The sequence below is a fragment of the Dellaglioa sp. CoH-55-MRSF-8 genome (genome assembly GCF_056782195.1).
The window spans coordinates 279,174-305,613 of record NZ_JBXAYH010000002.1; the positions used below are offsets into that span (position 1 = coordinate 279,174).

Sequence of the window (26,440 nt, forward strand, 5' to 3'; positions counted from 1 at the left end):
ATTATTTTCATATACTATTATAAAGTTTAATAGTAAAATTGTATTGATATAGAGTATGTCCATCATAATCTAATTACGCAATATTTCACTAAAAATATTATTTCTGGAGGATTTTCCACATGAGTATCTTTTTCGCTCTCTTATTTATTACTACTTTTATCACATTTTTGGTATATGTTATTAAATTTATTATCGCAAAAATTAACAAAAAGGATACTAATCATGCAAGAAAATTAATATTATTTAGTTTCCTAATCTCATTTATTTTACTCGTTCTAATTGGTATCACTGCACCTTCTTCAAGTAGAAATGCTAGTGTCAAAGAATCTAGTTCCGCCCAATCAAGCTTTCTGTCTTAAAAAGATTACCAACATAACTTTTATTACTGAGACAATTTTTATTGCTTATTTTACATTACAAAAATCTTTGGAGGAACACGTATTATGAACGTTTTATTTGCACTTATTTTTTTTATTTCAATATATTTTATTATTTACTACACAGTTAAAAGATTTATGACAAAAACTAAAAATCCAAATATATACACTAAAATCAAGAAACGGGTTTGGTACCCTACTGCTGTACTGATCATTTCACTTGTAGGCATTGGGATGACTAGTCAGGCCGAACCAACTAAAAAACAATCGCCCCTTACTACCGTAACAAAAGTTGGCTCTGCCGATAAGAAAAAGGCAGAGTCAAAATATGAATCTATAAAAAAAGAAGTTTCTTCAAAAGAATCTGAAGCTGAATCATTGAGTAAAAAATTAAATGAGAAAGAATCTAAAGCCACTTCTGAAAAAGAAAGTGAATCTAAAGCTAAATCTAAATCTGAAAGTTCTCAAAGACTAGCTGCAAAAAAAGAACAAGAACATTTTAACAGCGTTCAAAAAGAAAATAATTCTACATCTACGGATTCATCTAACGCAGATTCTGTTACTACTGGCGGAGGATCCATCATCGGTAATACTAATTCTAAAATTTACCATACTCCCGGTCAAACTGGTTATAAAATGAGTAAATCAAATGCGATTACTTTCCAAACAGAACAAGCCGCTCAAGATGCTGGATATAGAAAGGCGAAAAAATAATGAAATCAACTAATCATTTATTAATACGTGTTCTAATTTTATCATTCACTTTTATTGGTATCAGTAACACGACTACCGTTTTAGCAAAATCTGATTCACATGTTACTTACGACTATACTGCCAAAAAGCAAGCAGAAGAAATTAATAATAAAGTTGATAAAGAACAAGTGAAATTAGACAAACTTAACAAAGAAATCAAAGAATTAAAAAATAAGTTAGCTAAATATGATAGTAAAGATTCTTCAAAAAAAGAAACAACTAAAAAATCTAAGACACTTGATTTATCATCTCTAAACTATAGTGATAAATCTGAAATAGAAGTTAATAATAATATTCCTACTTTCAGCGAAAGCACCCTATCTACTAGTAAAGGTACTTGGGAAGCGTACAGCAACCTAGATTCTCTGAATCGTGCTGGAACCGCCAATGCAATGTTAAGTAAATCTTTAATGCCTACCGCGAAACGCGAAGGGTTAACTTGGAACCCTACTGGCTGGAAAAATAAACGTATTAGTAACGGATGGTTATATAATCGTAGCCATTTAATTGGTTATCAATTATCAGGTCAGAACAATAATCCAAAGAATTTAATTACGGGTACTCGTGAACTGAATGCACCTGAAATGCTTGCCCATGAAATGGATATAGCTACTTACCTTAAAGAACATCCTAATAACTATATTAGATACCGCGTTACTCCAATATTCAGAGGAGATGAACTTCTTGCTCGTGGCGTACAAATGGAAGCTCAATCTATTGGTAGCTCCTCAATTAAATTCAATACTTACATTTTTAATGTAGAGGCCGGTGTTACTCTTAATTATAGGGATGGTACTAGTACACTAAATTAAACAAATAGATAACGGGCGTATAGATACTTCGAGTGGGTTCAATTCCCACTGCTCGCTTTTTACTATAAAAATATTTGGAGGAATTTGTGTTATGAATAAAAAAATAACAATAGTCGGGATTACTGCCATCACACTACTTTCACTAACTGCATGTGGGAATAGCAAGAATACAAGTAAGGATTCTTCATCTTCTGAGGCTGCATCATCTAGTATTATAAAAGCTAAAAAGGAATCAAGTAAGAAAGAGTCCATAAAAAAAGCAACTTCCGAAAGTAAAGCATCATCAGAATCATCTGCTCAAGCATCTAGCATCTCAGCTGCAAGTTCTTCAATTACCGCAGCTGAAAGTTCTATTGCCGCAAGCTCTTCTAGTATTGAGGCTGAGAAAAATAACGTTACTACCACTGAAAAATCTACAAGTTCATCTACATCAACTAAGATGACGCAATCAAAAGCTGAATCACTTGCTTTAAGCTATTTTAAATCATTCAATAATGAGACAAGCGACTGGGAACCAAAAGTTAAATCAAGCGATACTTTAGATAAAGGTAATAAATATATTGTATCCGTCTTCGATACTGAAACACACATGGTAGAATTTGACGTCAATAAATCTACTGGAAAAGTCACTTCTCCAAATTTAGGATATCAACGTTAATTTTTAAAGAGTGATAACAATTTTGTGTTTGTTAATTTTACATGGAGTCGGTACCTCCTTTAACAGCATTGAAGATCTACTTGGTCATTCCAATGTAAGGATTACCCAAATCTATATAACAGTAACTTCAAAACTATTACAATATTTAGATACTTAACTCAAACGTAACCAAAAGCGTAACCAAAAGAAAAAAAGGCCTATCTAACAACTTTTAAATCGTTGTTAGATAGCCTTTTTTAGTATATTTATTAACTTTTTTTATTGTTCAGTATACCAAGTATAGTGGAATGAACCTGGTTTATCAGTACGTTCATACGTATGAGCACCAAAGTAATCACGTTGTGCTTGAATTAAATTAGCAGGTAAAACTTCTGAACGGTATTGATCGTAATACGTAATTGCTGCACTGAATCCAGGAACTGGAATACCAGCTTTAACAGCAATACCAACGATATCTCGAACTGATTCTTGATATTTTTTAACAATATCTTTGAAGTAACCATCTAATAAGATGTTATTTAAATCAGCTTTTTCGTCAAATGCGTCAGTAATATTTTGTAAGAAACGGGCACGAATGATACATCCAGCACGCCAAATCTTAGCCATATCACCAAAGTTTAAATCCCATTCATAATGTTCTGAGGCAACACGTAATTGTTCAAATCCTTGTGCATAACTCATGATTTTACTAAAGTATAATGCTTCACGAATTTTTTCAATTAATTCTTTTTTATCTAATTCACCTAATTTAACTTCTGGTTTAGGTAAAACTTTACTTGCTTCAACACGTTCTTCTTTCATTGCTGAAATGTAACGTGCATAAACAGATTCAGAAATAACTGACTGAGGAACACCTAATTCAAGTGCACTCTGTGATGACCACTTACCAGTACCTTTATTTCCAGCACGATCGAGGATAACATCAACAATAGGTTTACCAGTGCCTAAATCATCTTTACGTGTTAAGATATCAGCAGTAATTTCGATCAAGTAACTATCCAATTCACCTTTGTTCCAGTCAGAGAAGATATCAGCGATTTCATCAACTGAGAGGCCTAATAAATCTCTTAACAAATGATATGATTCAGAAATTAATTCCATATCACCATATTCAATTCCATTATGAACCATCTTAACATAATGACCAGCACCGTTAGGACCGATATAAGTCACACATGGTGTCCCATCGCTAGCTTTAGCAGACATTTCCTCAAGAATTGGTGCAACAAGGTCATATGCCTCTTTTTGGCCACCTGGCATCATTGATGGTCCTTCAAGTGCACCAATTTCGCCACCTGAAACGCCCATTCCAATAAAGTTAATTCCAGAATTATCTAATTCTGCATTACGGCGTACTGTATCTTCAAAGTAAGTATTACCACCATCAATTAAAACATCACCTTTATCTAAGAATGGTAATAGTTCTGCAATAACAGCATCAGTTGGTTTGCCAGCTTTTACCATGATAATAATTCTTCTAGGTTTTTCTAATGAATCTGCAAAATCCTTAATTGAGTAGCTGGGTACTAATTTTTTTTCTGAGTGGTCTTTCATAACTTGCTCAGTTTTAGCTCCCGTTCTATTATAAATAGCTACCGTACGGCCACGACTCTCAGCATTCAATGCGAGATTTTTACCCATAACAGCCATTCCAATAACACCAATTTGTGCTTTATCCATTATAATACCTCCTACATTTCTTTAATTTTTTGTGAATCAAAAACCATGTAATCTAAGAAAGTATCAGCTACCGACTTTGTCAATAAACCCATTTAACTTTCAACGTCAATTATACACTAGACATCAAAAATTCCTATCTATTTTACCTTTTTTTGTTATACTGATTTCAGGAGGTCTTTCAAATATGAAATTAGTTGAAGTACAAGAATTATATTATGCCATCGATACTTTTTTATACAGTCGCGCAAAAGCAGAATTTTCTAACAATATCCCTACTTTTGACTTAGTTGTCCAAGTTAACGACAAATTATTAACGGCCGATTTTTTAGATTTAAAAGATAGTCGAATTCAAATTTATAGTACCACAAGTCAGCACACTATCGCATCTCAGTCAATTCCTTACGAAAATGACAGTAGTAATGCTTTCATCAGTCCGATAAGAAAAACAATCTTTAAAAATTATCGTTCCGAATTTTCAGGCTGGTCTAATCTTAGTAACAAACCAGAGTTATTACTTCTAGATTTGATAGATTTAATTAAATCTATCAAATCGCCCACTTTTAAGGCTGTTAAAACACCGGCTAAAAATGTAACTTATATTGAAAGCCATGCCAAATTACCTTTTCAATTTTTTGATCCAGAGACAGACTTCAAAATTATAAGTTTGAAAATTAGTGAAAAAAAATAAGATTCAATTGAATCTTATTTTTTTTGTACAGAAAAAGCCTTAACACCATGGTTGTTAAGGCTTTTTACTTAATGTAGATTTAGTTGTTTACTTTTACGACTTCTTTTCCGTCATAAAAACCACAGCTAGGACATACATAATGTGATTTTCTTAATTCGCCACAGTTAGGGCAAGCGCTCATACCTGGGACAGTTAACTTGTAATGCGTACGACGCATTCTCTTACGTGTTTTTGATGTTTTACGTGCTGGTACTGCCATTATCAAACACCTCCTTTAAAATTATCCAAAACTTTTAATAAAAGTATTGTTATGTTTATTCCTCTTCAGAACCATCATTATCAAAAAAATTTTGTAATGAGGCAAATCGAGGATCAACTTTTTCTTTTCTAACCTGTACGAGTTTATCTTCAGTAAGAACTTCCCAGTCGTCTCCGGTTGGTAAATCTTCTGCTTTTCTCTCATCATCAGTCAGTATCTGCATCGGAATCTGTAATAACACATTATCCTCTATCACAGAATTCAAATTGAGCATATCTTCTTCCAAAATAATTACAACATCATTTTTATCAAACCGTTCAAGTGCTTTATCGCGATAGCCTACATAAAATTCATCAACTGAAAAATTTAATGGGACATCGACACTCTTTAATGATCGTGTTGATGGCATTTCAACTGTTAAACTAACGTTAAAATGACCAATGACATCTTGATGATCTGCTGACAGAATGCCCGTAACATGGACTTCTGAAACAGCTGTAATTGTTTTGTTGCGCAGCATTAATCCTTCGGAAAGGTTTAACATTTCGTCAACTTGAAGTGGTTCATCACTTTGTTTTTTTAACTCAACTAAGGACCATTTCATGCAAATATGCCTCCTAATGCAACGCTTATGATTATACCTGTGATTAAAAACATTGTCAATGGTATATCCTTGACAGTATGTTAATTAATTTGTTTAGGTCTTCTAAAAAGATCCGATTTTTTATGACTAACTAGCCCATAAATAATTCCTGCTCGATAATCTAATTGGTAAAGTCCCTCTTTATCCTTTTTACTAATTTTTGTTATTATAGGATATGGCACTTCCTTTTTTAAATGATTAAGCAGCGTTTGACCTTTTTTTGAGAACCCTAAGACATGATAATAAGGCTGCTTATATTGTTTGTCAATTTCATTTTGCTTTATTTGTAACAAAATATAAGTTGCTAGTCTTGAGATTTTTGTATAAGTTACTCGTTTCGACTTAACGGCTTGGACCCAATCATCAAAATTAGCCTCGTCAGGCAACTTTTCGTACTGCTGCAACAAACGATACTCAATACCCTCAGACATGCCATAAATCGACGATAATTGACCTGGTGTTGATAGACTCAACTGATATCGAAGATATGGCCAAAAATCTGTCCAATCGGCCCATCTTTCATTTTCTGAATCAAGTCGAGTTTGATTAGGAACAACTTCTACAATCGATTCTTGATGTTGAACTGCTAATCTAATTGCTGTTGCACTTGTAATTTTTTGAGTATCAACAAATTTTGTTTCATGGTAATCAGCCTCTATACGTTGAATCGGACATAACTGGATTTCGGCTTTTTCGGCTATGCAGGCTTCAGCATAAGCTAAACCTAACAAATCATTAGGCCGATTAATTTGAACACCTGTTTTTTCAAAAACAGCTCGTTGATATTGTGTGGCATACGTTTCATTAAACTGATTAAACTCACTATCTAACGTTTGAATTTCAGTTGCGATAGTCATAAAATCCAAATCAGGATGTTCAGCACCAAAAACAAGTCTGGTTATCTTTAATCCGGCCAATAATTTAATGGCACCTTGAGCAAACAAATCAGCCGGTTGAACAGAAAATGCAACGGGTAACTCAACTATTAAATCAACACCAGATTGCAATGCTTGCTCCGTACGGCTCTCTTTATCAAGTGCAGCTGGAATACCTCTCTGTAAGAATTGTCCGCTCATAAGGGCAATAATCGTCGTATCAGGATACTTTTCTTTTATTTGATTAATCTGATACAAATGTCCGTTATGAAACGGATTATATTCAACAATAACCCCAGTCGTGTCCAAGTAACTCACTCCTATTTATCGCAGACAAAAAATAGTCTTGTTGTTTTATCATCAACTTGACTTGTGCCAAAATCAGCCGAAATTTTAATATTCTTAAATCCAGCATTTTTTAACAATTCAGTATACGTATTAACTGAATATGTTCGTTCATGATGGTCCTCAGTTAGACGTTCAAATTGACAGTTAGTATCATTTTTGACAAAAAAAGTTAATTCATGAACGACACTGTGTGGCTCTTCATCTTTAAATGTTGACCACAAAAAAGCTTGATCATCATCCTGATAGTTGTACATATAACCTGGATAAATCTCATCCGTTTGATAGGTTGAGATAACATCAAAAATGAATCGACCATTTTCTTGTAGTAATCCATGAATTGATTTAAAAACGTTTCCTACAGCATCAGCGTCAGGTAAATAACAAAATGAGTCAGCAAAACAAGTTACCGCATCAAATTGTGGTAACTCTGCCTCTTCCAAATTCATCATATCACCTTGTACTAAAGGCAAGGATACATTCGCATCCTGTGCGTGTTGGTCAGCAATTGATAACATTTCTTCAGATAAATCTAAACCAACGACTGAATAACCAGATTGCGTTAAAGCAATTGCTAATTGACCTGCACCACAAGCTAATTCAAGAATTTCAGTTTTCTTATCAGGAACTTGTGTTTCGACAAATGTTTGCCAAGAATCATATAAATCAGGATCCATTAATTGATCATACAATTTTGAAAAGGTGGTATAAATCATTATTCTTCAATCCATGCTGATAAATCTACAGATGCGCCTTCAGACCAGAATTTTTCAAGATCATAAAATTCACGTGATTCAGTTTTAAATACATGCACAATTAAATCTCCAAAATCTAATAAAACCCAACTAGTTGAATTACGTCCTTCAATACGACGGACTTCAACACCTGCTAGTTCTTCTTGATCTTGAATTTCTTTGACGATAGCCTTAACTTGGTGAGCTGAGTCAGCTTGTGTCACCATGAAATAATCAGCTAATAGACTAATTTCATGGACATCAATAGCCACCGTCTTTTCGCCACGTTTACTGTCAGCAGCCTTAACTGCGATTTCTAATTTTTCTATACTATTCATTATTACTCCTCTATTCTGCGACCCATTTATTAAAGGTCAAAATTGTTTTAGGATACACTCTTTTATTGGTATTAATTAAATAACTTAGTGTATGTTTTGTTTCAAATCCAACAGCTGCATCCAAACTTTCAAATGCTTTTTTTCGTGCTTCAAGAACGCCAGAGAACGTCCTACCTTCTTCGATGAAATCAGCGACGTAGACAATTTTATCCAACAAATCCATCTCAACATCGCCTGTCGTATGCTTCACAATTGATGTTAAAATTTTATCATCTGTAATACCTAATTCATCATGTATCAACTCTGCGCCAACAATTCCATGCCAGATAGCATTCCCCCAATTTAATAAATCAGGATCCATATGTTTTTGCTTAATTGTTCTGATAAAGGTGTCATCTGTCCGCTCCTTGGCATAATCATGAATAAGTCCAGCAATACTTGCTCTTTCAATATCACCATTATTATTTTGAGCAAGTTCAATTGCAGATTTTTCAACATTTAACACATGCTGAAATCTTTTTTCACTCAAAGTTTCCTTCAAAATCTGTACTAATTCTTCTCTAGTTCCACTAAAAAGATTATTAGAATAAACTAAATTATTCACGATACAACCCTTCTTTCTCAATATAATTTGAGACTGCCTTAGGTACTAAATAATTAATTGAACAGCCTTTTTTTATCTTATCTCGAATTTGTGTTGAACTAATATCAATTGTTGGTACATCAACCCAAAGTATAGGATACTGACTTGTTTGTTCAAATCCCGTTCGTTTAACTCCAACAAAATGTACTAATTTTACTAATTCATCAATACGAGACCATTTCGGTAAATAATCTACCATATCGCCGCCAATAATAAAATAGTAATCATTTTCCGGATGAGCTGCTTTTAAAGCAACCACAGTGTCATAGGTGTAGCTAATACCACCGCGATTAATTTCAGTATCTTCCAGCTTAAACTTATCGTTATCCGCGATACTTTGATTAACCATATCAAGGCGATACTTTGCATCAATTGCTTCCTTTTTATCCACATGTGGTGGTGTTGCATCCGGCATAAATCGAACTTCACTTAATCCTAATTGCTGACAAACTTGATCAGCAATTATTAAATGACCTAAGTGAGGCGGATTAAACGTACCCCCGAGAATTCCAACACGCTTTTTCGTATTATCAAGAATGGGTTTAGTCTTAAATTTCGTAACTAAATTAATTTCTTTTAATTTTTGGACTTGAATAGTCAAGCTAAAAACCTCCTCAAAATTTTAAATTAAGCGAGTAAATTAACTTTGTCAGAGATATCTCGATTTTCGACATCTGTTGCTGCTTGATAAAGCACTAATGTATGACCAATCACTTGAACAACTTGAATTGAACTATTAGATTCAATAAAAATACGAACTTCATTTGTATCAATTGTTGCATTTTGTAGCATGTTAATTTTGATTAATTCGCGTTTTTCAATTGCTTCGCGAATTTGGTTTAACCAGTTAGTAGACACGCCTTCTTTTCCAACTTGGAAAAGTGGACGTAAATGATGTGCCTGACTGCGTAGATATCTTTTTTGTTTGCCTCTTAATGTCATATGTTAGTTAACTCCTCTTATATCATTGCTTTACGTAAAAGAACCGAAACACCTTTTGGTGCCCAGCCAGCGACTTTAGCACCCTCATTAATGGTTACCCATCCAAGTCCGGCAAAAACTAAATCACTTTTTTGTGTTGCTTTAAATTCAAAACGAACTAATTCTGGGAAGTCGTTCATTTCATCATCTGTTGGTGGATTTAATAAACCACCAGCATGTTTCTCATAAAATTCACTTGCAGTCTCAGTTTTTGTTCTATGAATCATTAAATCATTATCAAGATAAACGACAACACCAGGAGTTCCCCCTGAAATGTAATCAAATCTTGCAACAGCCCCAAAGAATAATGTTTGGTTTTCATTTAACTGATAGACGCGTTGTTTAATTTCTTTTTGAGGAGAAACTAATCTTAGCGCCTTACCTGATAGATAATGAGCCATCTGGTCTTGATGAATAATACCTGGTGTATCAATTAAAGCTCGATCATCGTCCAATGGAATTTCAATCTTATCAAGCGTAGTTCCTGGGAATCTTGAAGTTGTAATCAGGTCTTGGACACCTGTTCTTTGTTTAATGATTTGATTAATCAATGTTGATTTACCAACATTAGTTACTCCAACAACGTACACATCACGGCCTTCACGATACTTTTCAATTAATTCTAATAATTCATCAATCGCAAAGTTTTTTGTTGCACTTGTCAATGCAACATCAATTGGTCGTAATCCTTGTAAATTAGCTTGTTGTCTCATCCAATCCTTTAACTTCGAACGTCTCAATGACTTAGGCAATAAATCAGCTTTATTTCCAACCATTAAAACAGGATTATCACCCACAAATCGATGTAATCCAGGAATTAGACTACCATTAAAATCAAAAATATCAATAACGTTGACGATTAATGCATCAGCACTACCAATTTGATTCAATAATTTTAGGAAATCATCATCAGTTAACTTAACGTCAGCAATTTCATTGTAATGTCGTAGTCTAAAACATCTTTGGCAATATAGTTCATTTGTTTCAAGTCCTTTTTTTACTGCGGATTTAGGTGTATAGCCTAATTCATCTACTTCTTCACTTTGAATTTTTGAGCCACAGCCAATACAAAAAAGATCTTCGTCAATTTCTGGTACTTCAATTATGTCAGTCATCCAATGAATTCCCCCATTTAGTTTTAAAATCGTGTTTTTTAATTAAGTGATTTTTAATTCTTTTTTCAATGAAACGATTAGGTTTTGTATTCCAAGCGTCTGATTCAACAAGTGGTTTAACCAATATACTTTTAATGCCCGCATTATTCGCAGCAGCAATATCAGTCATCAATTGATCACCTATTAAAACTAAATCTTGATTATTCATCTTAAATTCATTTTTAACTTGGTTAATTCCTTTTGTAAATGGTTTTAGAGCTCTGGAAACAAATGGTAATCCAATATGTTCCAGTGCCTTTTCAATACGTTCGTGACTATTGTTAGATACAACAATCACTGGAATTGAAGCCGCAGCTATAAGCTCTAACCAATTCTTCAATTCTGGGGTTCCGTTTGGGTTATCCCATGCAATTAATGTATTGTCTAAATCAGTCATAACAACTTTAATTCCATGATTTTGTAAATCCTCTGGTGTTAAATCATAAATTGATTCAACCATCCAAGTTGGTTTATATCTCTCAAGCATGTTAGCTACCTCAATTTTAGAATAATAATCTAAGTATAATGTACTTTCAACAAAATTGCATGTTTTCCATGAAAACAAATGAAATTAATTTTATTTTCTCATTTTAAAATAATAGAAACGAGTTATTTCAATTTTATATTGCTCTTTTTAAGATTATATTTTGTCTTATTAGTTACATAGACCATAATCATTGATATCACATAAAATTTTTTTGATTTCACTAAAAATAACATACTTAACTTATTTACAGAAATTTTATTAAAAAAAGAGGATACTTGACAATTGGTCAAGTATCCTCTTAAAAGTTATTATTTACTTAATGCTTTTTTAGCTTCTTCTGCAACAGCAGCAAATGCTGCTGAATCTTTAACAGCTAATTCAGCTAACATTTTACGGTTAACTTCAATTTCAGCTAATTTCAAGCCATGCATCATCTTGCTGTAACTTAAACCATTCATACGTGCTGCAGCGTTAATACGTGCAATCCATAGACGACGGAAGTTACGTTTTGTTTGATGGCGATCACGGAATGAATATTGGTACGATTTCATTACTTGTTGTTTAGCTACCTTAAATTGGATATGTTTTGATCCACGGTAACCTTTTGCTAATTTAAGCATTCTTTTGCGACGTTGACGTGTAACGGTTCCACCTTTAACTCGTGGCATGAAAATTCCTCCTTATTGAGCCATTTAAAAATGGCATCAATTGTCTAATTTATATTTATTATTTCATTTGTGAAAGCATTTGTTTGATACGCTTGTTATCTGATGCTGACACTGTAGTTGATTTGCTTAATTGACGACGTTGTTTCTTAGTTTTACCATGCATACGATGACTTGTATATGCTTTAGAGCGTTTTAAGCCACCATTTCCTGTACGTTTAAAACGTTTTGCTGATGCACGATGAGTCTTTTGTTTTGGCATAATCTAATATCCTCCTAATATAGCTTTACTTTTCAGCCTTAGGTGCAAGCATCATGAACATACTACGTCCATCCATCTTCGCTCTTGATTCAACTGATGCAACTTCTTTAGCTGCGTCAGCGAAGCGATTCAAGACATCACGTCCGATTTCTTTATGCGTAATTGCACGGCCTTTAAATCTAATTGATACTTTAACCTTATCACCTTTTGCAAGGAATTTTGAGGCATTTTTCAATTTTGTATTGAAATCGTTAATATCAATCGTTGGACTAAGTCTAACTTCTTTAACATTAACAATCTTTTGGTTTTTACGGGCTTCTCTTTGTTTCTTTTGTAATTCGAAACGGTACTTCCCGTAATCCATAATCTTAGCAACAGGTGGTTTTGAGTTAGCGGCAACAACAACAACATCTAAATTAGCAATTTCTGCCATATCTAGTGCTTCTTGTTTCGTTTTAACACCAAGTTGTTCGCCATCATCACCGATCAAACGAAGTTCCGATGCGCGGATACCTTCATTGACCATTTTGTCTACTTTATCAACTGCTATGGCAATGCACCTCCAAATTTTTTTGAGAAAAAACACAGAAAAACGGGCAACAATAATAAATTATCGCAGCCCGCTTGAAATCCATTTTAATTGGAATTTAATTTCAATAATATTCTGCCCAGAGACTCTTTGTCTCTTCAGGCGAGAAGCGGGAGCCTCTGCTTTTTCTTAACTTTTATATCATACCAACTTGAAGACTCATTGTCAAGCAAATTAAAATGAGTCTTTTTTATGCTTTACGACTATAGTTGGCAATTTCTTTTGTAATGTTGTTAATAAAATCTTCTTTTGTAAAGATATTTGAATCATCTTCACCATGTCGACGAACAGAAACTGTATTTTCAGCTACTTCATTATCACCGACAACTAAAATATAAGGTACTTTAGTAACTTGCGCTTGACGCATCTTATAACCCATCTTTTCGTTACGTTCATCAACCGTTACTCGTACACCACGAGCAACTAAGTTAGCACGTAAATCATGCGCATAATCGGCATGAAGATCGTTTTTAACAGGAATAATTGTTACCTGTTTAGGAGCCAACCAAGTTGGGAATGCTCCTTTGTACATTTCTGTTAAGTAAGCTGTAAAACGTTCCATCGTTGAAACAAGTCCACGATGAATCATAACAGGACGGTGTTCTTCACCATCATCACCGATGTATGATAATTCAAATTTTTCAGGCATCATGAAATCTAATTGAATTGTTGATAACGTTTCATCATTTCCTAACGCTGTTTTTGTTTGAACATCTAATTTAGGACCGTAAAATGCTGCTTCTCCTTCAGCTTCGTAGTAATCTAAGCCTAAATCATCCATAGCACCTTTTAACATACTTTGTGATTTTGTCCACATTTCATTATCATCAAAGTATTTCTCTGTGTTAGCTGGATCACGATAGCTCAAACGGAATGAATAGTCAGCAATCCCAAAGTCATCATAAACTTCCATCATTAAACGAAGGACGCTTTTAAATTCTTCTTGAATTTGATCAGGAGCAACGAAAGTATGACCATCATTTAATGTCATTTCACGTACACGTTGTAAACCAGAAAGTGCACCTGATTTTTCATAACGATGCATCATTCCTAATTCAGCAATTCTGATAGGAAGATCACGATATGAACGAATATGATGCTTGTAAACTTGAATATGTGAAGGACAGTTCATTGGACGTAACTCTAACTCTTCGCCATCACCCATGTCCATTGGTGGGAACATGTCTTCGCGATAATGGTCCCAATGACCAGAAGTTTTATATAAATCCAAGTTGGCTAAGATTGGTGTGTAAACATGATCATAACCATTTGAAACTTCCTTATCAACAATGTAGCGTTCAATCGTACGACGAATTGTAGCACCATTAGGTAACCAGTATGGTAATCCTGCACCAACTTTTGGATCTACAAAGAATAAATCTAAGTCATTACCAATTACTCGATGATCGCGTTCACGTGCTTCTTGACGACGAACTAATTCAGCATCTAAATCTTTTTGTTTAAAGAACGCTGTACCATAAACACGTTGTAACATCGGATTACTTGATTTACCTTGCCAATATGCACCAGCAACTGATAATAATTGGAAAATTTTAACATCAGCAGTTGAGCGTAATTGTGCGCCATCGCTTAAGTTAACGAATTCACCTTGTTTGTAAATTTCAACTTGTCCATTTTCATCAGTAGCTTCAACTACTAATTCAGCACGATATGGGTCACCAGCAAATAATTCAAGAGCTTCAGCTTTTGAAACTAATTGACGTTCAATTTTCAAATTTTCTTTAACAATTGATTTCATCTTATCTTGAATTTTCTTCAAATCATCAACGCTAACTTGTGTTTCACCATTATCTGTATCAAAATAGAAACCATTTTCAATATCAGAACTCATACCAAATTTCATACCTGGGTATAATTGTTGTAACGCATTAGCTAAAACTTGAGCAGCTGTATGCCATAAAACGATTAATCCGTCTGCAGATTCTTTAGTAACAATTTCGATAGCGCCGTCTGCCTCTAATGGACGAAGATAATCAACCAAAACACCATTGAATTTACCGGCAATTGATTTTTTAGCTAAACTAGGACTAATTGACTTTGCAACGTCTTCAGTCGTAATACCTGAATCAAACTCTTTAACTGCGCCATCTGGAAATGTAATATTTATTTTTGACATGTTAACTTCCTCCATTGTTTTAATATTTTTTGATACAAAAAAAGTCCCTAATACACAAATAAAATCGTGTATTAGGGACGTCGATTAACGTGGTTCCACCCAAATTCAAAGTTTTGCCGAAACAAAACTTTCTCCATAGATTTTAACGGATCCAATCCGACCTGATAAAAATCAGGCAACATTATGGAAGTGGTCATCACTTATTCTCTGCCAGAAAAGCTTTCAGCTATGCTTTCCCTCCCTGCGGACATAAAAAAAGAATGTAATCTTCCGTATCAATTTAATAACTATTTAACCATTTTTAGTGAAATTTAGCAACTATTATTCTTATTTAGGTCGACGATTTTTTCCAACAATCTTAACTTCTTTTGCTAAAAAGTGAATTCGTTCCATAATTCTTTTTGCCTTAAGAGGCTCGTCTTCACCCTTTTGACTAATACGTAAATGCTCATCTTCTAGTTGTTTCATCGAAAAATTAGAACTAAAGAAAGTTGGTAATTCTTCTTGCATGCGATATTGTAAAATAACACCTAAAATATCATCACGAACCCAACTAGACATTGCATCGGCACCAATATCATCAATCATTAAAATTTCAGATTTTTTAACAGCATTTAGCATGTCATAAACACGATTATCACTAATAGCATTTTTAATTTCAACTGCAAAACTAGGGAAATGCATTAAAGTCGTTTGGTATCCTCGACTTGCTAATTCATTGGCCATAGCACCTAAAAGATATGTTTTACCAACGCCAAAGCTACCATAAAAATACATTGCTTGGTGATAAGATTTAGGACTATCAACAAATGTTGTTATAAATTTTAAACTCTGGCTAAGTGCATCCCCACGTTCATCCATATCAAAGCCATTCATAGTCGCGTTTTTGATATCTTTAGACATACTCATTGATTTAACTCGCTTAGCTAATGCTCTACTTTTTTGAGCCTCGATAAAAGAATCTGTTGGTACATAGGAAACATCAATCATATGATTATTCAAAACCAATTGTGGCTTATAACCTGGTGCTATCATTCCTTTACCAAGAATAATTTTATTTTTTTCAGATAAGAATTCATACAATTTTGCATCAGCGCGTCGAATACTATCCTCTGTTAATTCAGCTTTATTTCTATCTAAAAAAGCGATGACATCTGAATCTTCATAAACTTTTCTCATTAAATCACGATAATTAACATTAGGATATCTTTCACTCAGGTTGTCCTTTTCAAGAAATTTTTTGATTTCTGTCCCTAAATCTTCCATCATTTTCCTCCTTTGGGTGCTGTTTTATTAAATTCAGCAAGTTGTCTTTTTAGTTCATCCTTATCAACTTTTACATCCACTTTTGGTGCTTGATAGTCATCTTTAGCCCAATCAGGCAATGTCTCTTTTTTAATTATTTTTCTTTGTCGTTGGTTTGACGCCTTAGTTTCAGTCTTTTTATTGTTAAATTGTCGAACCTGATTAATGGCTTCTTCAGGTGTCTTCACTTTTTGCTGTGACCAATCATTAGCCATAGTATCGACAAACGATTTATTAAGTGTTGATAAATCACGGTCAATCAAAATGTAATGAATCAGAATATTAATGACTGAATTAGAAAATATCTGTCGTTGAATAAGTTGCTGTAACAGATATGCTTCACTGTCAGTGACATATCCACCCTTGCTTTCTTTTAACGATTTCAAAAAATCAAAAGGTTTATAGGCTTCACTCGCAAGAATTAACTGCGAATCCTCTTCAGAAAAACCAACTTTTTTTAGCGTTTCAACAGATTTCATATTAACCTTTTTATTATCACTACTTGTTAAATCTTCTTGTTTTTTCAGTTTAATTTGTTGATTATATTTGTGAGCAATATGTTGCTTGAATGAATTATAATCAACTTCATTTGTTGATAAGTCAGCTGAATCTCCAATAAATTGGGCCATTTCGATTTCATCAATACCATACAAGAGATGCTCTGAAATAATTAAATCCCGCTGTTCATTGATATTATCCAAAGAAACGAAACTCTTTTCCAGTAGTTCAATAAAAAATTTAAAATCAAATGACTCAATACTACCTGACTCAACTAACTTTTTCGGTATCTTCTTGTCCGTTGAAAAAACTTTTTTACTTTCAGAAATAATATCAGGTTTATTAGACAAATGATCTTGATTAACTTGGAAAACATCTAAGAAACTTTTAGATGTTTCTTTGAAGCCATCTAATTTTAAAATTGGTAACGCAAATCGAGTGGTAATTTCTTTGTACCTACCATCACCAATCGATTCCCAGAGTAAAGTGCTTAGTAAATCATCTGTAAAAAAATCAGTTGCTTGCAAAGGTCGACGCAATTGATAGACAACAACTTTTCCTATTGCATCCTCTTTTTCAAAGCTCTTCAAAAGCCCTAAAGCTTCAAGGGCACTTCTTGCTTCATAAAACATTGCTATGTCAATATTTAGTAATGCAAGTAATTCACTATGCATCTTTCGATTAGATAATTGTGGATTTTGACCTGCCTCACCTTTCAATAGAGCAAATAGACCACTCGCAATCACACCCATAACAGGTTGATACAAGTAGTCTAGTCGTTCAATATCATCATTTGTAACTTTTTCATCCATTAAAACGACATAACCGTCTTTCGGACTCATATTTCCGCATATATCAATCATTGATTATCATTCCTTCAAATCCGGTTTATCTGTAGGTGTTTTATCACGAGCCATCATTTCATTTAATTCTTTTAAGAAAACACTCATATCTTTAAATTGGCGATAAACACTAGCAAATCTAATGTACGCAATTTCATCTACATCAGCCAATAATCCCATAACATATTCACCAATTAGTTGGCTAGAAATTTCATTTTCACCTAATGCTCTAACATTATTTTCCACTTGATCCACAAGATGAGTGATAGCTTTCATTGAAACTGGTCTTTTCTCAGCAGAACTGATAATACCTTTAAGAATCTTTTCACGATTAAATTCTTCACGTGTTCCATTTTTTTTAATAACAAGTAGTGGTGTAGCTTCAACTCGTTCAAATGTTGTGAATCTAAATTCACAATTTTCACATTCACGACGTCGTCTGATAACGCGACCTTCATCTGTTGGTCGACTGTCAACGACTCGAGAGCCATTATGTTGGCAATGTGGACATTTCATTGTGACACCTCATTATTTTTTATTTACATTATTTAACCATTAATTTGATTACTAAGCCAGTTTAGCACTTGAACCCTTGTAACGGCAACCGTTGTTGAATTATCTATTACAAAATCTGCTAAATCTTTTTTCTTTTGAATGGGCCATTGTGCTTTAACCCTTAACATCGCCTCATCTAAAGACAATTCATCCCGCTTCATTAAACGTTCTAATTGTGCTGTTTCAGGTACATAGATAACCATTACTGCATCACAAAGTAATTGGTAGTTTTGCTCAAATAATAAAGGCATATCCAAAATAATTAACTGGCTACCTAATTTTTTTTGGACTTCTATTTGTGACAAGATTTCTTTTCTAATAGCAGGAACCATAATGCCGTTCAATTTTTTTAACTCTGTTGCATCATTAAAAACTAGCTGACCTAACTCTTTTCGATTCAAATTCCCGGTTAATGATAAATATTTTTCACCAAATGTTTGAATGATTATTTTTAATGTTACAGATTCTGGTTCAACAGCTTGTCTCGCAATAACGTCTGCATCAATAACTGTGATATTTTCTTCTCTAAAAATACGACTAACTGTTGATTTACCTGTTGCTATGCCACCAGTTAGTCCAAGAATATAAGTCATTTTTAAACTTCCTTTAACGGTTGGCAATGTGGACAGTAGTGTGTCCCTCGTTGTGCCACTTTTATTTTAACAATAGGCGCTCCGCATCTAGGACATGGTTTTCCTGTTTGACCATAGACATTCAAATCAAATTGGAACAAACCCGTCTCACCAAACGCACCCGTATAGGATCTAATTGTTGTTCCACCAGCTTGTACCGCAGTGGCTAGCTCAAGAATAATATTTTTACGTAATATAGCTAATTTCCTATCAGAAATTAAATTTGCTGGCTGTTCCGGATTAATTTTACTCATCCATAAAACTTCATCAACATAAATATTTCCAAGACCAGCAACCGCTTCTTGATTTAATAACACAGGCTTGATTGCCATATGCTTACGAGATAAATATTTTTTGAAATAACTGAGCTTAAAATCATCTTCTGTCGGTTCTGGTCCTAGCTTCTTAAGTCCCGAAAGTTCACGTTCTCGACCTGTGGGGATTAGTTGCATGCGTCCAAACTTACGAACATCATTGTATCTTAAATCTTGCCCATCAGTTAAATGAAATATGACGTGGGAATGTTTTTCAATTGGTTCATCTGATCCACGGACAAAATATTTGCCTTCCATTCTTAAATGAGAAACCATTGTCATTTTACTATCAAAACGAAAAAGTAAGTATTTACCCAGTCTATCGATTGATTCAATCTTTCTACCTTCTAATTCACGCTTAAAATCTAGTACATCCCCAGATACAATTTTAGGCCATAAAACATCAATTGATTTAATTGTCTTACCTATAACTAATTGACTAAGACCTCTTCGAACCGTTTCAACTTCTGGTAATTCTGGCATATAATTACCCCCAACCACTTTTTATTTAGTATCAAACCAACTATCACCAAACGCACTCTCAACTTTTAAAGGAACCTCTAAAGAAACAGCAGCGTCCATAACTTCAGGAACTTTCTTTTGCAAGATAGCAATTTCTTCTTCAGGTGCTTCAAAAATTAATTCATCATGTACTTGTAATAACATTTTGGCTTGTAAATGTTCTTCTTCTAACATTTTGTTCATATTAATCATCGCTACTTTAATAATATCCGCAGCACTACCTTGAATTGGGGTATTCATTGCAGTTCTTTCAGCAAAAGAACGTAAATTAAAGTTTCGACTGTTAATATCTGGTAAATAACGACGACGATGGAATAATGTTTCAACATAGCCCTTATCTTTAGCTTCACGCACAACGCTTTCCATGTAGTTCTTAACGCCTGTAAATTCATTTAAATAAGTATCAATAAATGTTTGTGCTTGTTTTCTAGTAATCCCAATATTTTGTGACAATCCATAATCACTAATACCATAAACAATCCCAAAATTGACTGCCTTAGCTGTTCGACGCATATTTGACGTCACGTCATCTGGCGATTCTAAACTAAAAATTTTCATTGCTGTATTAGCATGGATATCGATTCCTTCTTTAAAAGCTTCTTGCATATTAGCATCATGCGCAATATGGGCCAAAACACGCAACTCAATTTGTGAATAGTCAGATGAGAATATTTTCCATCCCTTATGTTCAGGTATAAATGCTTGTCTAATTTTCTTACCTTCAGGAACGCGGACCGGAATATTTTGTAGATTAGGATCTACAGATGATAATCGGCCTGTCGCTGTCAGTGTTTGTAGGTATCTTGTATGAACTTTCTTATCTTCATGTCTAACTTTTAATAATCCTTCAACATACGTTGATTGAATTTTTGCAATTTGTCGATATTTTAAAATTAAATCTGCAATTGGAGCTATTGTACTAAGTTGTTCTAAAACATCAACTGCAGTTGAGTAACCTGTTTTAGTTTTTTTAACAACAGGTAATTTTAATTTTTCAAATAAAATAACGCCTAATTGTTTTGGTGAATTAATATTAAATTCTTCACCAGCTTCACTATAAATTTTAGTTTCCATATCACTTAAAATAGTTGAAAATTCCTTTTTCATAATCTTCAATCTATCGGCATCCACATTAATGCCTTGAATTTCCATCTTGGCTAATACAAGTGAAAGAGGAAGTTCCATATCCGTGTACAAATCCATTTGCTCATGATCAACTAATCCGGCCATTAATGGTTCTTTCAAAAGATTTAAGGCGTCAACTTTCGATGCCATATGACTAAAGAAAATATCATCATCTTCTGGAATTGCACGTTTAACGCCTTTACCATATACCTCTTCATCAGACTTAACGTCATAGTAATCATGTTTCTGTGCAACTTTACTAAGATCATTACTATTATCACTTGTATCTAACAAATATGAAGCCAACAAAAGATCGAATTCAGTTCCTGCAAGTTGAATGTCCAATCGGTTCAATGCTACATAATTACGTTTAAAATTAAATACATTCTTTTTAATTTTATCATTTGAAAGAATTGAAACTAAAGTTTTAGATTTTAACAAATCAACATCTCGTGTTACGAAAAATTGATTGCCATCACCTATCGCAAATCCATCAAAATCTGCTGTATGATAATTATCTTCCAACATCTCTAAATAAAAAGAAATTGGTTGTGATAATTTAGATAATTCATCTAAATTATCACTAGTTAATACTTTATAATCTGTCTTTTTAGGTTCTGGAAATAAATTCATTTCTACACTATCTGATGCTGAATTTAAATTTAATTGACTTAAAAATTTTTTAAAATCCATTTTTTCATAGAAAGCAACTAACTTATCTAAGTCTTTTCCATCCCATTTTGTATCAGGAAAATCGATTGTGATAGGTGCATCTTGTCGAATTCTGGCTAAATCTTTGCTCATAAATGCTTGATCTTTATCTTCAATTAAATGCTCTTTCATTTTACTTTTCTTTAATTGATCAATATTTTCGTAAAGATTCTCCATTGAGTCATATTCTGTTAATAATTTAATTGCAGTCTTCTCACCAACTTTAGTAACACCGGGATAATTATCTGACGTATCGCCAACTAATCCCTTCATATCAATAATTTGCAATGGTGTTAATCCAAATTTTTCCATTACATGCTCTGGTGTAAATTTTTCGATTTCACTAACGCCTTTTTTTGTGACAGAAACTGTTACTTTATCGGTTGTTAATTGTGTTAAATCTCGATCTCCAGTCACAATAGTCACATTATATCCAGCTTCTTCACCTTTTTTTGCCATTGTGCCTATAATGTCATCTGCTTCAAAATCAATTAATTCGTAAGTTTTAATGCCGTATCCTGCTAGTAATTCTCTAAAATATGGCATTTGTTCTTTTAGTTCTGGCGGTGTTTTTGATCTACCGGCCTTGTAATTATCATATTTTTTAGTTCTAAATGTTGTCTTTCCTGCATCAAATGCAACTAATACATGTGTCGGTTTTTCGGTATCTAATATGACATTCAACATATTATTAAACCCATATAATGCATTTGTATGTAACCCAGCTTGGTTTGTAAATCTATCTACAGATTGGTACAATGCAAAAAATGCACGATAGGCAATACTGTTTCCATCAATCAATAGTAGTTTCTCATTAGTATTAGTCATTTAATATCCGTCTCCTTTGAAAATCTCTATCTCTATTTTACCAAACATCAGCCGTGATTAATAATGAATACGCTAATAACTCAATAAAGTAATAAAAACCCCCAAGTTATAAATCCTTAACTTGGAGGTTTAACCTTCTTATTTATGAATTACTAATCTCTACCACCGTAACCAAAGATTTGTAAGAATGAAATGAATAAATTAATAAAATCAAGATATAACATTAGTGCACCTGTCATAGCTAAGTTAGAAACTGAAACATTGCTATCTCGTTGTAAAAATACTTGTCTTAATTTTTGTGTGTCCCACGCTGTTAAAATGGTGAAAATAATCACAGCGATATATGAGAATACGTAATTAATAAGTTCACTTTGTAAGAATAAATTTACAAATGAAGCAACAATTAGTCCAACCAAAGCTGCTAATGCCTGTGTGCCTAATTTAGTTAAATCTCGTTTAGTAACATTTCCTAAAATGGTCATCGTAACGAATACAGCCGAACTTGCGGCAAATGCAGCAATGATATTCCCGACTGAATACATTGATATAATCAACGACAACGTTACGCCCTCAAGTACAGAATACCCCATCAATAAAGCAAATGTTACAAATGGTGCCCTTGATGCCTTTACGTTAATATTTAAGACAACCACCAATTGGACAATAAATAATGCCCAAATTGACCATGAATGTTCTGCCATAAAGCCATAAACTAATTTTTGAAATACTGTCAATGTTAAAAATGCTGTGACAGCTGAAACGCCAACTGCAAGCGCCATATACCCATATAATTTTGCTAAAAAATGATTTAATCCATCTTTTTCATTAATAATAACGCTATTTTGATTATCCATCTTATTTTCCTCCTTGTTAATTAAGAAATCATGTTTAAAATATTGTGATTAATACACTAAAACCTATTACAACTAATTTAATAAAATGAAATAAGTTAGAGCAATACTACTTATTTTAATCAGAATACAACATGACTTTTAACCTCATACAGCATTAACCTTTTTAAAGGATAACCCCTTGTATGTATAAGGACAAGTGTACCAAATCATGTAAAATTATCAAGAATTTTCACTTTTCGTAAAAAAAAATTAAGTAATAAAAAAGAAATGATTCGAAAATCATTTCTTTTTCAGCAACTAATTATTTTTAAAACTTAAATTACTCAATAATTCTTCATATGCATATTCATATTTTTGGACATCTCCAGCGCCCATAAAAATAACAACTGCATTATTGTAATCAAGTAATGGCGAAAGATTATCAAGTTTGATAATCTCGCCACCCTTAACAATCTTTGCACCAAGATCTTCACTAGAAACATTACCTGATGTTTCACGAGCAGAACTGAAAATATCCGTTAAATAAACCTTATCGGCAAGATTCAAACTAATTGCAAAATCATCCATCAACGCAATAGTTCTACTAAACGTATGTGGTTGGAAGACCGCAATTAATTCTTTATCAGGATATTTTTGACGAGCAGCATCAATTGTTGCTTTAATTTCTGATGGATGATGTGCGTAATCATCAATAATTGTCATATCACCAATATACTTTTCGCTAAACCGGCGTTTAACCCCTTTAAAACTTAATAATTCACTTGCAATTTCTTCTAAATCAACTTTTTCAAAATACGAAACAGCAATAACGGCCAAACTATTTAAGATATTATGTTCACCAAAAATTGGAATTTGGTAATGACCTAATGATGTATCGTGATAATAAACATCGAATTCAGAACCTTTAGTTGTTCGTTTTATATCACGAGCTTGGAAATCATCAGAATCCTTTGTACCATAATAATAAATTGGAACATCAGCTTTTATTTTACGGAGTAAAGGATCATCTCCCCAAGCAAATATTCCTTTTTTGGTTTGTTTTGCAACTGTTTCAAATGAATCAAAAACGTCATCAATACCAGTAAAATAATCTGGATGATCAAAATCAATATTAGTCATAATTGAATAATCTGGGTGATAGGCAACAAAATGTCGACGGTATTCATCTGCTTCATAAACAAAGAATCTTGCATCAGGTTTTCCTTTACCAGTACCATCCCCAATTAAGTAACTCGTTGGTGCAATACCACTTAAGACATGTGCAAGCAATCCTGTTGTACTTGTTTTACCATGAGAGCCGGCAACACCAATACTTGTGTAACCTTCCATTAATCGACTTAACATTTCAGGATAACTGACAATATCTAATCCCATTTCACGTGCCTTTTTAAGTTCAGGATGATCCGCTGTAAATGCATTTCCCGCAATTACAGTCAAACCTTCATGGATATTTTTTTCATCAAATGAATAAACCTTAATATTAGCTAATTCTAATCCACGTTGTGTGAATGTATATTGGTCAATATCAGAGCCTTCAACCTTAAATCCTTGATCGTGTAAAATTAATGCTAAAGAACTCATCCCTGAGCCTTTTATTCCTACAAAATAATATACTTTTTGGTTATTCATCATTATCCCCTTTTCTGACATTATTCATTCATAATTTTACCATAAAATGAGTTAATATTCAGTTTGTCGTTAAAATTCTTCTCTCATCCGTCTGAGTTCATCTTCATTTAAATACACATCTCGAGGTTTCGACCCCTTAGCATGTGAGATATGTTGCTGATTTTCAAGTTCGTCAATAATATTGGCAGCTCTATTATACCCAATTGAAAAGACGCGCTGTAATTTAGAAGTTGAAATGGTTTGTTCGTGCGCAATAAAATCTAAAATACCTGGCAATAAATCATCTTGTTGTTCATTTTGATCTGCCATTTTTTTCAGTCCATCTGGATTAAATGCATATCTTGGCTTTCCTTGAGTTCTAACAAAATCTGTAATTAAATCTACTTCATCTTCTATATACGTTCCTTGTAACCTAACAGCCTGACTTGATCCATTACCTAGATAGAGCATATCGCCTCGTCCAAGTAATTTTTCAGCACCGGCCGTATCCAAGATAGTTCTCGAGTCAATTTGACTAGAAACCATAAATGCAATTCGAGTTGGAATATTATTTTTAATTGTACCCGTAACAACATCAACACTTGGTCGTTGTGTAGCCAGAATTAAATGAATTCCTGCTGCTCTAGCTTTTTGTGTAATTCTTGCAATATATTCTTGAACTTCATTTGAAGCAACCATCATTAAATCAGCTAATTCATCAATAATAATTAAAATATACGGCATCTTTAGGCCAAAATCGCCATTAGCTTCTGCTTTTTGATTAAAGTTACCAATATTTTTAGCTCCAGCTGCAGCTAATTTTTGATAGCGTTCTTCCATTTCATCAACAGCCCATTTCAAAGCTGCCGAAGCTGCTTTTGCATCTGATATAACAGGTGCTAATAAATGAGGAATATCATGATATGGCGCTAATTCGACAGCTTTAGGATCAATCAATAACAATTTAACTTCGTTTGGTGTTGCCTTATATAAAATAGAAACTAATAAACTATTGATAAAAACTGACTTACCAGACCCTGTAGCACCAGCAATTAATCCATGCGGCATTTTTTGTAAGTTAGTTACTTGTGCTTCACCAAATAAATCGACACCTAACGCCACCGTCAATGGTGATTTATTTTCTATAAACACTGGAGATCTCAATACTTCCGAGAGAAGGACTGGTCTTGATTTTAAATTAGGTATTTCAATTCCAACACTACTACGTCCAGGAATTGGCGCCTCTACACGGATATCTTTTGCAGCAAGCGCTAGTTTCAAGTCATCAACAAGGTTGGTAATCTTACTTACCTTAACACCAGCAGCTAATGATACTTCAAATTGGGTCACCGTTGGCCCAACTGTCCAGCCATCAACTTCTGCATTAACATGGAATGCTTCCAATGTATTATTTAATACATCAATTTGAGAAAGTACCCAATCATCTAATTCACCAGCATTTTCTAAAATAGGATCTGGTAATAAATCAAGTGATGGAAATTGATAACTTGCATCTGACCTTTTGACTTCTTCATCTGACTGATTATCATAATAGCTATCTTGTAC

28 protein-coding genes and 1 other annotated feature are annotated in these 26,440 nt (G+C 33.5%); of the genes, 4 read left to right on the forward strand and 24 right to left on the reverse strand.

Annotation, left to right across the window (positions count from 1 at the left end; translation table 11 throughout):
- Nucleotides 1-443 precede the first annotated feature (443 nt).
- The 3 genes from AC1RPW_RS03195 to AC1RPW_RS03205 all read left to right on the forward strand — a co-directional run bounded on the left by AC1RPW_RS03195 (nt 444) and on the right by AC1RPW_RS03205 (nt 2,600).
- Nucleotides 444-1,091, forward strand: a complete 648-nt coding sequence (locus tag AC1RPW_RS03195; RefSeq protein WP_481761213.1) for a sunset domain-containing protein — start codon at nt 444-446, stop codon at nt 1,089-1,091.
- Nucleotides 1,091-1,942 (forward strand): DNA/RNA non-specific endonuclease, encoded by an 852-nt coding sequence (locus AC1RPW_RS03200; RefSeq protein ID WP_481761212.1) that lies wholly within the window; start codon nt 1,091-1,093, stop codon nt 1,940-1,942. Before AC1RPW_RS03195 ends, AC1RPW_RS03200 begins: the two co-directional genes overlap by 1 nt.
- A gap of 91 nt (nt 1,943-2,033) precedes the next feature.
- A complete protein-coding gene (locus tag AC1RPW_RS03205) occupies nt 2,034-2,600 on the forward strand; it encodes a hypothetical protein (protein WP_481761211.1) in 567 nt (188 codons plus the stop codon).
- Nucleotides 2,601-2,858: 258 nt separating this feature from the next.
- On the opposite strand, the gene gndA is transcribed toward AC1RPW_RS03205, so the two are convergent.
- Nucleotides 2,859-4,280, reverse strand: a complete 1,422-nt coding sequence (gene gndA / locus AC1RPW_RS03210) for an NADP-dependent phosphogluconate dehydrogenase (protein WP_481761210.1) — start codon at nt 4,278-4,280, stop codon at nt 2,859-2,861.
- 184 nt (nt 4,281-4,464) lie between these two features.
- Here gndA and AC1RPW_RS03215 point away from each other — a divergent pair, with 184 nt between their 5' ends.
- The gene (locus AC1RPW_RS03215; protein ID WP_481761209.1) at nt 4,465-4,968 is read left to right on the forward strand and encodes a hypothetical protein; all 504 of its coding nucleotides are present in this window, start codon (nt 4,465-4,467) and stop codon (nt 4,966-4,968) included.
- Nucleotides 4,969-5,047: 79 nt separating this feature from the next.
- Here the strand turns inward: AC1RPW_RS03215 and rpmF are convergent, their stop codons facing one another.
- The 23 genes from rpmF to AC1RPW_RS03330 all read right to left on the reverse strand — a co-directional run.
- Nucleotides 5,048-5,227 (reverse strand): 50S ribosomal protein L32, encoded by a 180-nt coding sequence (gene rpmF, locus AC1RPW_RS03220; RefSeq protein WP_057973392.1) that lies wholly within the window; start codon nt 5,225-5,227, stop codon nt 5,048-5,050.
- Nucleotides 5,228-5,282: 55 nt separating this feature from the next.
- Entirely contained in the window at nt 5,283-5,831 is a 549-nt protein-coding gene (locus tag AC1RPW_RS03225) for a YceD family protein (protein WP_409022679.1), read from the reverse strand.
- A gap of 80 nt (nt 5,832-5,911) precedes the next feature.
- A complete protein-coding gene (locus AC1RPW_RS03230) occupies nt 5,912-7,054 on the reverse strand; it encodes a nucleotidyltransferase (RefSeq protein WP_481762405.1) in 1,143 nt (380 codons plus the stop codon).
- Between the two features lie 11 nt (nt 7,055-7,065).
- Nucleotides 7,066-7,806 carry a class I SAM-dependent methyltransferase gene (locus AC1RPW_RS03235; protein ID WP_481761207.1) on the reverse strand — a complete coding sequence of 247 codons (741 nt, stop codon included), beginning with the start codon at nt 7,804-7,806 and terminating at the stop codon, nt 7,066-7,068.
- Entirely contained in the window at nt 7,806-8,162 is a 357-nt protein-coding gene (gene rsfS / locus AC1RPW_RS03240; RefSeq protein ID WP_481761206.1) for a ribosome silencing factor, read from the reverse strand. Before rsfS ends, AC1RPW_RS03235 begins: the two co-directional genes overlap by 1 nt.
- A gap of 10 nt (nt 8,163-8,172) precedes the next feature.
- The gene (yqeK, locus tag AC1RPW_RS03245) at nt 8,173-8,766 is read right to left on the reverse strand and encodes a bis(5'-nucleosyl)-tetraphosphatase (symmetrical) YqeK (protein ID WP_481761205.1); all 594 of its coding nucleotides are present in this window, start codon (nt 8,764-8,766) and stop codon (nt 8,173-8,175) included.
- Nucleotides 8,759-9,406 (reverse strand): nicotinate-nucleotide adenylyltransferase, encoded by a 648-nt coding sequence (locus AC1RPW_RS03250; RefSeq protein WP_481761204.1) that lies wholly within the window; start codon nt 9,404-9,406, stop codon nt 8,759-8,761. Before AC1RPW_RS03250 ends, yqeK begins: the two co-directional genes overlap by 8 nt.
- A 26-nt stretch (nt 9,407-9,432) precedes the next feature.
- Nucleotides 9,433-9,747: a ribosome assembly RNA-binding protein YhbY gene (gene yhbY / locus AC1RPW_RS03255; protein ID WP_409022685.1), complete on the reverse strand. Its 315-nt coding sequence runs from the start codon at nt 9,745-9,747 to the stop codon at nt 9,433-9,435.
- A gap of 17 nt (nt 9,748-9,764) precedes the next feature.
- On the reverse strand, nt 9,765-10,901 hold the full coding sequence (gene yqeH, locus AC1RPW_RS03260) for a ribosome biogenesis GTPase YqeH (protein WP_481761203.1): 1,137 nt from the start codon (nt 10,899-10,901) through the stop codon (nt 9,765-9,767).
- Nucleotides 10,894-11,427, reverse strand: coding sequence for a YqeG family HAD IIIA-type phosphatase (locus AC1RPW_RS03265; protein WP_409022687.1), 534 nt, complete (start codon nt 11,425-11,427; stop codon nt 10,894-10,896). The genes yqeH and AC1RPW_RS03265 overlap by 8 nt, the downstream gene beginning before the upstream one ends.
- A gap of 308 nt (nt 11,428-11,735) precedes the next feature.
- Nucleotides 11,736-12,095 carry a 50S ribosomal protein L20 gene (gene rplT / locus AC1RPW_RS03270; RefSeq protein ID WP_409022688.1) on the reverse strand — a complete coding sequence of 120 codons (360 nt, stop codon included), beginning with the start codon at nt 12,093-12,095 and terminating at the stop codon, nt 11,736-11,738.
- Between the two features lie 58 nt (nt 12,096-12,153).
- Nucleotides 12,154-12,354 carry a 50S ribosomal protein L35 gene (gene rpmI / locus AC1RPW_RS03275; RefSeq protein ID WP_057973380.1) on the reverse strand — a complete coding sequence of 67 codons (201 nt, stop codon included), beginning with the start codon at nt 12,352-12,354 and terminating at the stop codon, nt 12,154-12,156.
- 25 nt (nt 12,355-12,379) lie between these two features.
- Nucleotides 12,380-12,880 carry a translation initiation factor IF-3 gene (gene infC / locus AC1RPW_RS03280; protein WP_409022689.1) on the reverse strand — a complete coding sequence of 167 codons (501 nt, stop codon included), beginning with the start codon at nt 12,878-12,880 and terminating at the stop codon, nt 12,380-12,382.
- A 56-nt stretch (nt 12,881-12,936) separates the two neighbouring features.
- Nucleotides 12,937-13,074 (reverse strand) — a sequence feature (ribosomal protein L20 leader region).
- A gap of 59 nt (nt 13,075-13,133) precedes the next feature.
- Entirely contained in the window at nt 13,134-15,080 is a 1,947-nt protein-coding gene (gene thrS / locus AC1RPW_RS03285; RefSeq protein WP_481761202.1) for a threonine--tRNA ligase, read from the reverse strand.
- Between the two features lie 327 nt (nt 15,081-15,407).
- Nucleotides 15,408-16,346, reverse strand: a complete 939-nt coding sequence (gene dnaI, locus AC1RPW_RS03290; protein WP_409022691.1) for a primosomal protein DnaI — start codon at nt 16,344-16,346, stop codon at nt 15,408-15,410.
- On the reverse strand, nt 16,346-17,746 hold the full coding sequence (locus AC1RPW_RS03295; protein WP_481762173.1) for a replication initiation and membrane attachment family protein: 1,401 nt from the start codon (nt 17,744-17,746) through the stop codon (nt 16,346-16,348). The genes dnaI and AC1RPW_RS03295 overlap by 1 nt, the downstream gene beginning before the upstream one ends.
- Nucleotides 17,747-17,752: 6 nt before the next feature.
- Entirely contained in the window at nt 17,753-18,241 is a 489-nt protein-coding gene (gene nrdR / locus AC1RPW_RS03300; protein WP_409022693.1) for a transcriptional regulator NrdR, read from the reverse strand.
- Between the two features lie 32 nt (nt 18,242-18,273).
- Nucleotides 18,274-18,873, reverse strand: coding sequence for a dephospho-CoA kinase (gene coaE, locus AC1RPW_RS03305; RefSeq protein ID WP_481761200.1), 600 nt, complete (start codon nt 18,871-18,873; stop codon nt 18,274-18,276).
- A gap of 2 nt (nt 18,874-18,875) precedes the next feature.
- Nucleotides 18,876-19,709: a DNA-formamidopyrimidine glycosylase gene (gene mutM / locus AC1RPW_RS03310; RefSeq protein ID WP_481761199.1), complete on the reverse strand. Its 834-nt coding sequence runs from the start codon at nt 19,707-19,709 to the stop codon at nt 18,876-18,878.
- Nucleotides 19,710-19,730: 21 nt separating this feature from the next.
- Entirely contained in the window at nt 19,731-22,412 is a 2,682-nt protein-coding gene (polA, locus tag AC1RPW_RS03315) for a DNA polymerase I (RefSeq protein ID WP_481761198.1), read from the reverse strand.
- A gap of 152 nt (nt 22,413-22,564) precedes the next feature.
- Nucleotides 22,565-23,266: a Bax inhibitor-1/YccA family protein gene (locus tag AC1RPW_RS03320; protein WP_481761197.1), complete on the reverse strand. Its 702-nt coding sequence runs from the start codon at nt 23,264-23,266 to the stop codon at nt 22,565-22,567.
- Nucleotides 23,267-23,563: 297 nt separating this feature from the next.
- Nucleotides 23,564-24,895 carry a UDP-N-acetylmuramate--L-alanine ligase gene (gene murC, locus AC1RPW_RS03325; protein ID WP_481761401.1) on the reverse strand — a complete coding sequence of 444 codons (1,332 nt, stop codon included), beginning with the start codon at nt 24,893-24,895 and terminating at the stop codon, nt 23,564-23,566.
- A 69-nt stretch (nt 24,896-24,964) separates the two neighbouring features.
- On the reverse strand, nt 24,965-26,440 hold a 1,476-nt coding region (locus tag AC1RPW_RS03330), incomplete at its 5' end, for a DNA translocase FtsK (protein WP_481762406.1).

Bases quoted from the DNA above. Each gene is read 5' to 3' on its own strand.
- coaE (WP_481761200.1), bottom strand. From the start codon at position 18,873: ATGACTTATATTCTTGGACTAACTGGTGGCATAGCAACAGGTAAATCA.
- rpmF (WP_057973392.1), bottom strand. From the start codon at position 5,227: ATGGCAGTACCAGCACGTAAAACATCAAAAACACGTAAGAGAATGCGT.
- rpmI (WP_057973380.1), bottom strand. From the start codon at position 12,354: ATGCCAAAACAAAAGACTCATCGTGCATCAGCAAAACGTTTTAAACGT.
- AC1RPW_RS03265 (WP_409022687.1), bottom strand. From the start codon at position 11,427: ATGCTTGAGAGATATAAACCAACTTGGATGGTTGAATCAATTTATGAT.
- AC1RPW_RS03225 (WP_409022679.1), bottom strand. From the start codon at position 5,831: ATGAAATGGTCCTTAGTTGAGTTAAAAAAACAAAGTGATGAACCACTT.
- mutM (WP_481761199.1), bottom strand. From the start codon at position 19,709: ATGCCAGAATTACCAGAAGTTGAAACGGTTCGAAGAGGTCTTAGTCAA.
- nrdR (WP_409022693.1), bottom strand. From the start codon at position 18,241: ATGAAATGTCCACATTGCCAACATAATGGCTCTCGAGTCGTTGACAGT.
- AC1RPW_RS03235 (WP_481761207.1), bottom strand. From the start codon at position 7,806: ATGATTTATACCACCTTTTCAAAATTGTATGATCAATTAATGGATCCT.
- AC1RPW_RS03320 (WP_481761197.1), bottom strand. From the start codon at position 23,266: ATGGATAATCAAAATAGCGTTATTATTAATGAAAAAGATGGATTAAAT.
- rsfS (WP_481761206.1), bottom strand. From the start codon at position 8,162: ATGAATAGTATAGAAAAATTAGAAATCGCAGTTAAGGCTGCTGACAGT.
- yhbY (WP_409022685.1), bottom strand. From the start codon at position 9,747: ATGACATTAAGAGGCAAACAAAAAAGATATCTACGCAGTCAGGCACAT.
- thrS (WP_481761202.1), bottom strand. From the start codon at position 15,080: ATGTCAAAAATAAATATTACATTTCCAGATGGCGCAGTTAAAGAGTTT.
- dnaI (WP_409022691.1), bottom strand. From the start codon at position 16,346: ATGGAAGATTTAGGGACAGAAATCAAAAAATTTCTTGAAAAGGACAAC.
- AC1RPW_RS03195 (WP_481761213.1), top strand. From the start codon at position 444: ATGAACGTTTTATTTGCACTTATTTTTTTTATTTCAATATATTTTATT.
- AC1RPW_RS03205 (WP_481761211.1), top strand. From the start codon at position 2,034: ATGAATAAAAAAATAACAATAGTCGGGATTACTGCCATCACACTACTT.
- infC (WP_409022689.1), bottom strand. From the start codon at position 12,880: ATGGTCAATGAAGGTATCCGCGCATCGGAACTTCGTTTGATCGGTGAT.
- polA (WP_481761198.1), bottom strand. From the start codon at position 22,412: ATGACTAATACTAATGAGAAACTACTATTGATTGATGGAAACAGTATT.
- yqeH (WP_481761203.1), bottom strand. From the start codon at position 10,901: ATGACTGACATAATTGAAGTACCAGAAATTGACGAAGATCTTTTTTGT.
- AC1RPW_RS03215 (WP_481761209.1), top strand. From the start codon at position 4,465: ATGAAATTAGTTGAAGTACAAGAATTATATTATGCCATCGATACTTTT.
- murC (WP_481761401.1), bottom strand. From the start codon at position 24,895: ATGAATAACCAAAAAGTATATTATTTTGTAGGAATAAAAGGCTCAGGG.
- gndA (WP_481761210.1), bottom strand. From the start codon at position 4,280: ATGGATAAAGCACAAATTGGTGTTATTGGAATGGCTGTTATGGGTAAA.
- AC1RPW_RS03200 (WP_481761212.1), top strand. From the start codon at position 1,091: ATGAAATCAACTAATCATTTATTAATACGTGTTCTAATTTTATCATTC.
- AC1RPW_RS03295 (WP_481762173.1), bottom strand. From the start codon at position 17,746: ATGATTGATATATGCGGAAATATGAGTCCGAAAGACGGTTATGTCGTT.
- rplT (WP_409022688.1), bottom strand. From the start codon at position 12,095: ATGCCACGAGTTAAAGGTGGAACCGTTACACGTCAACGTCGCAAAAGA.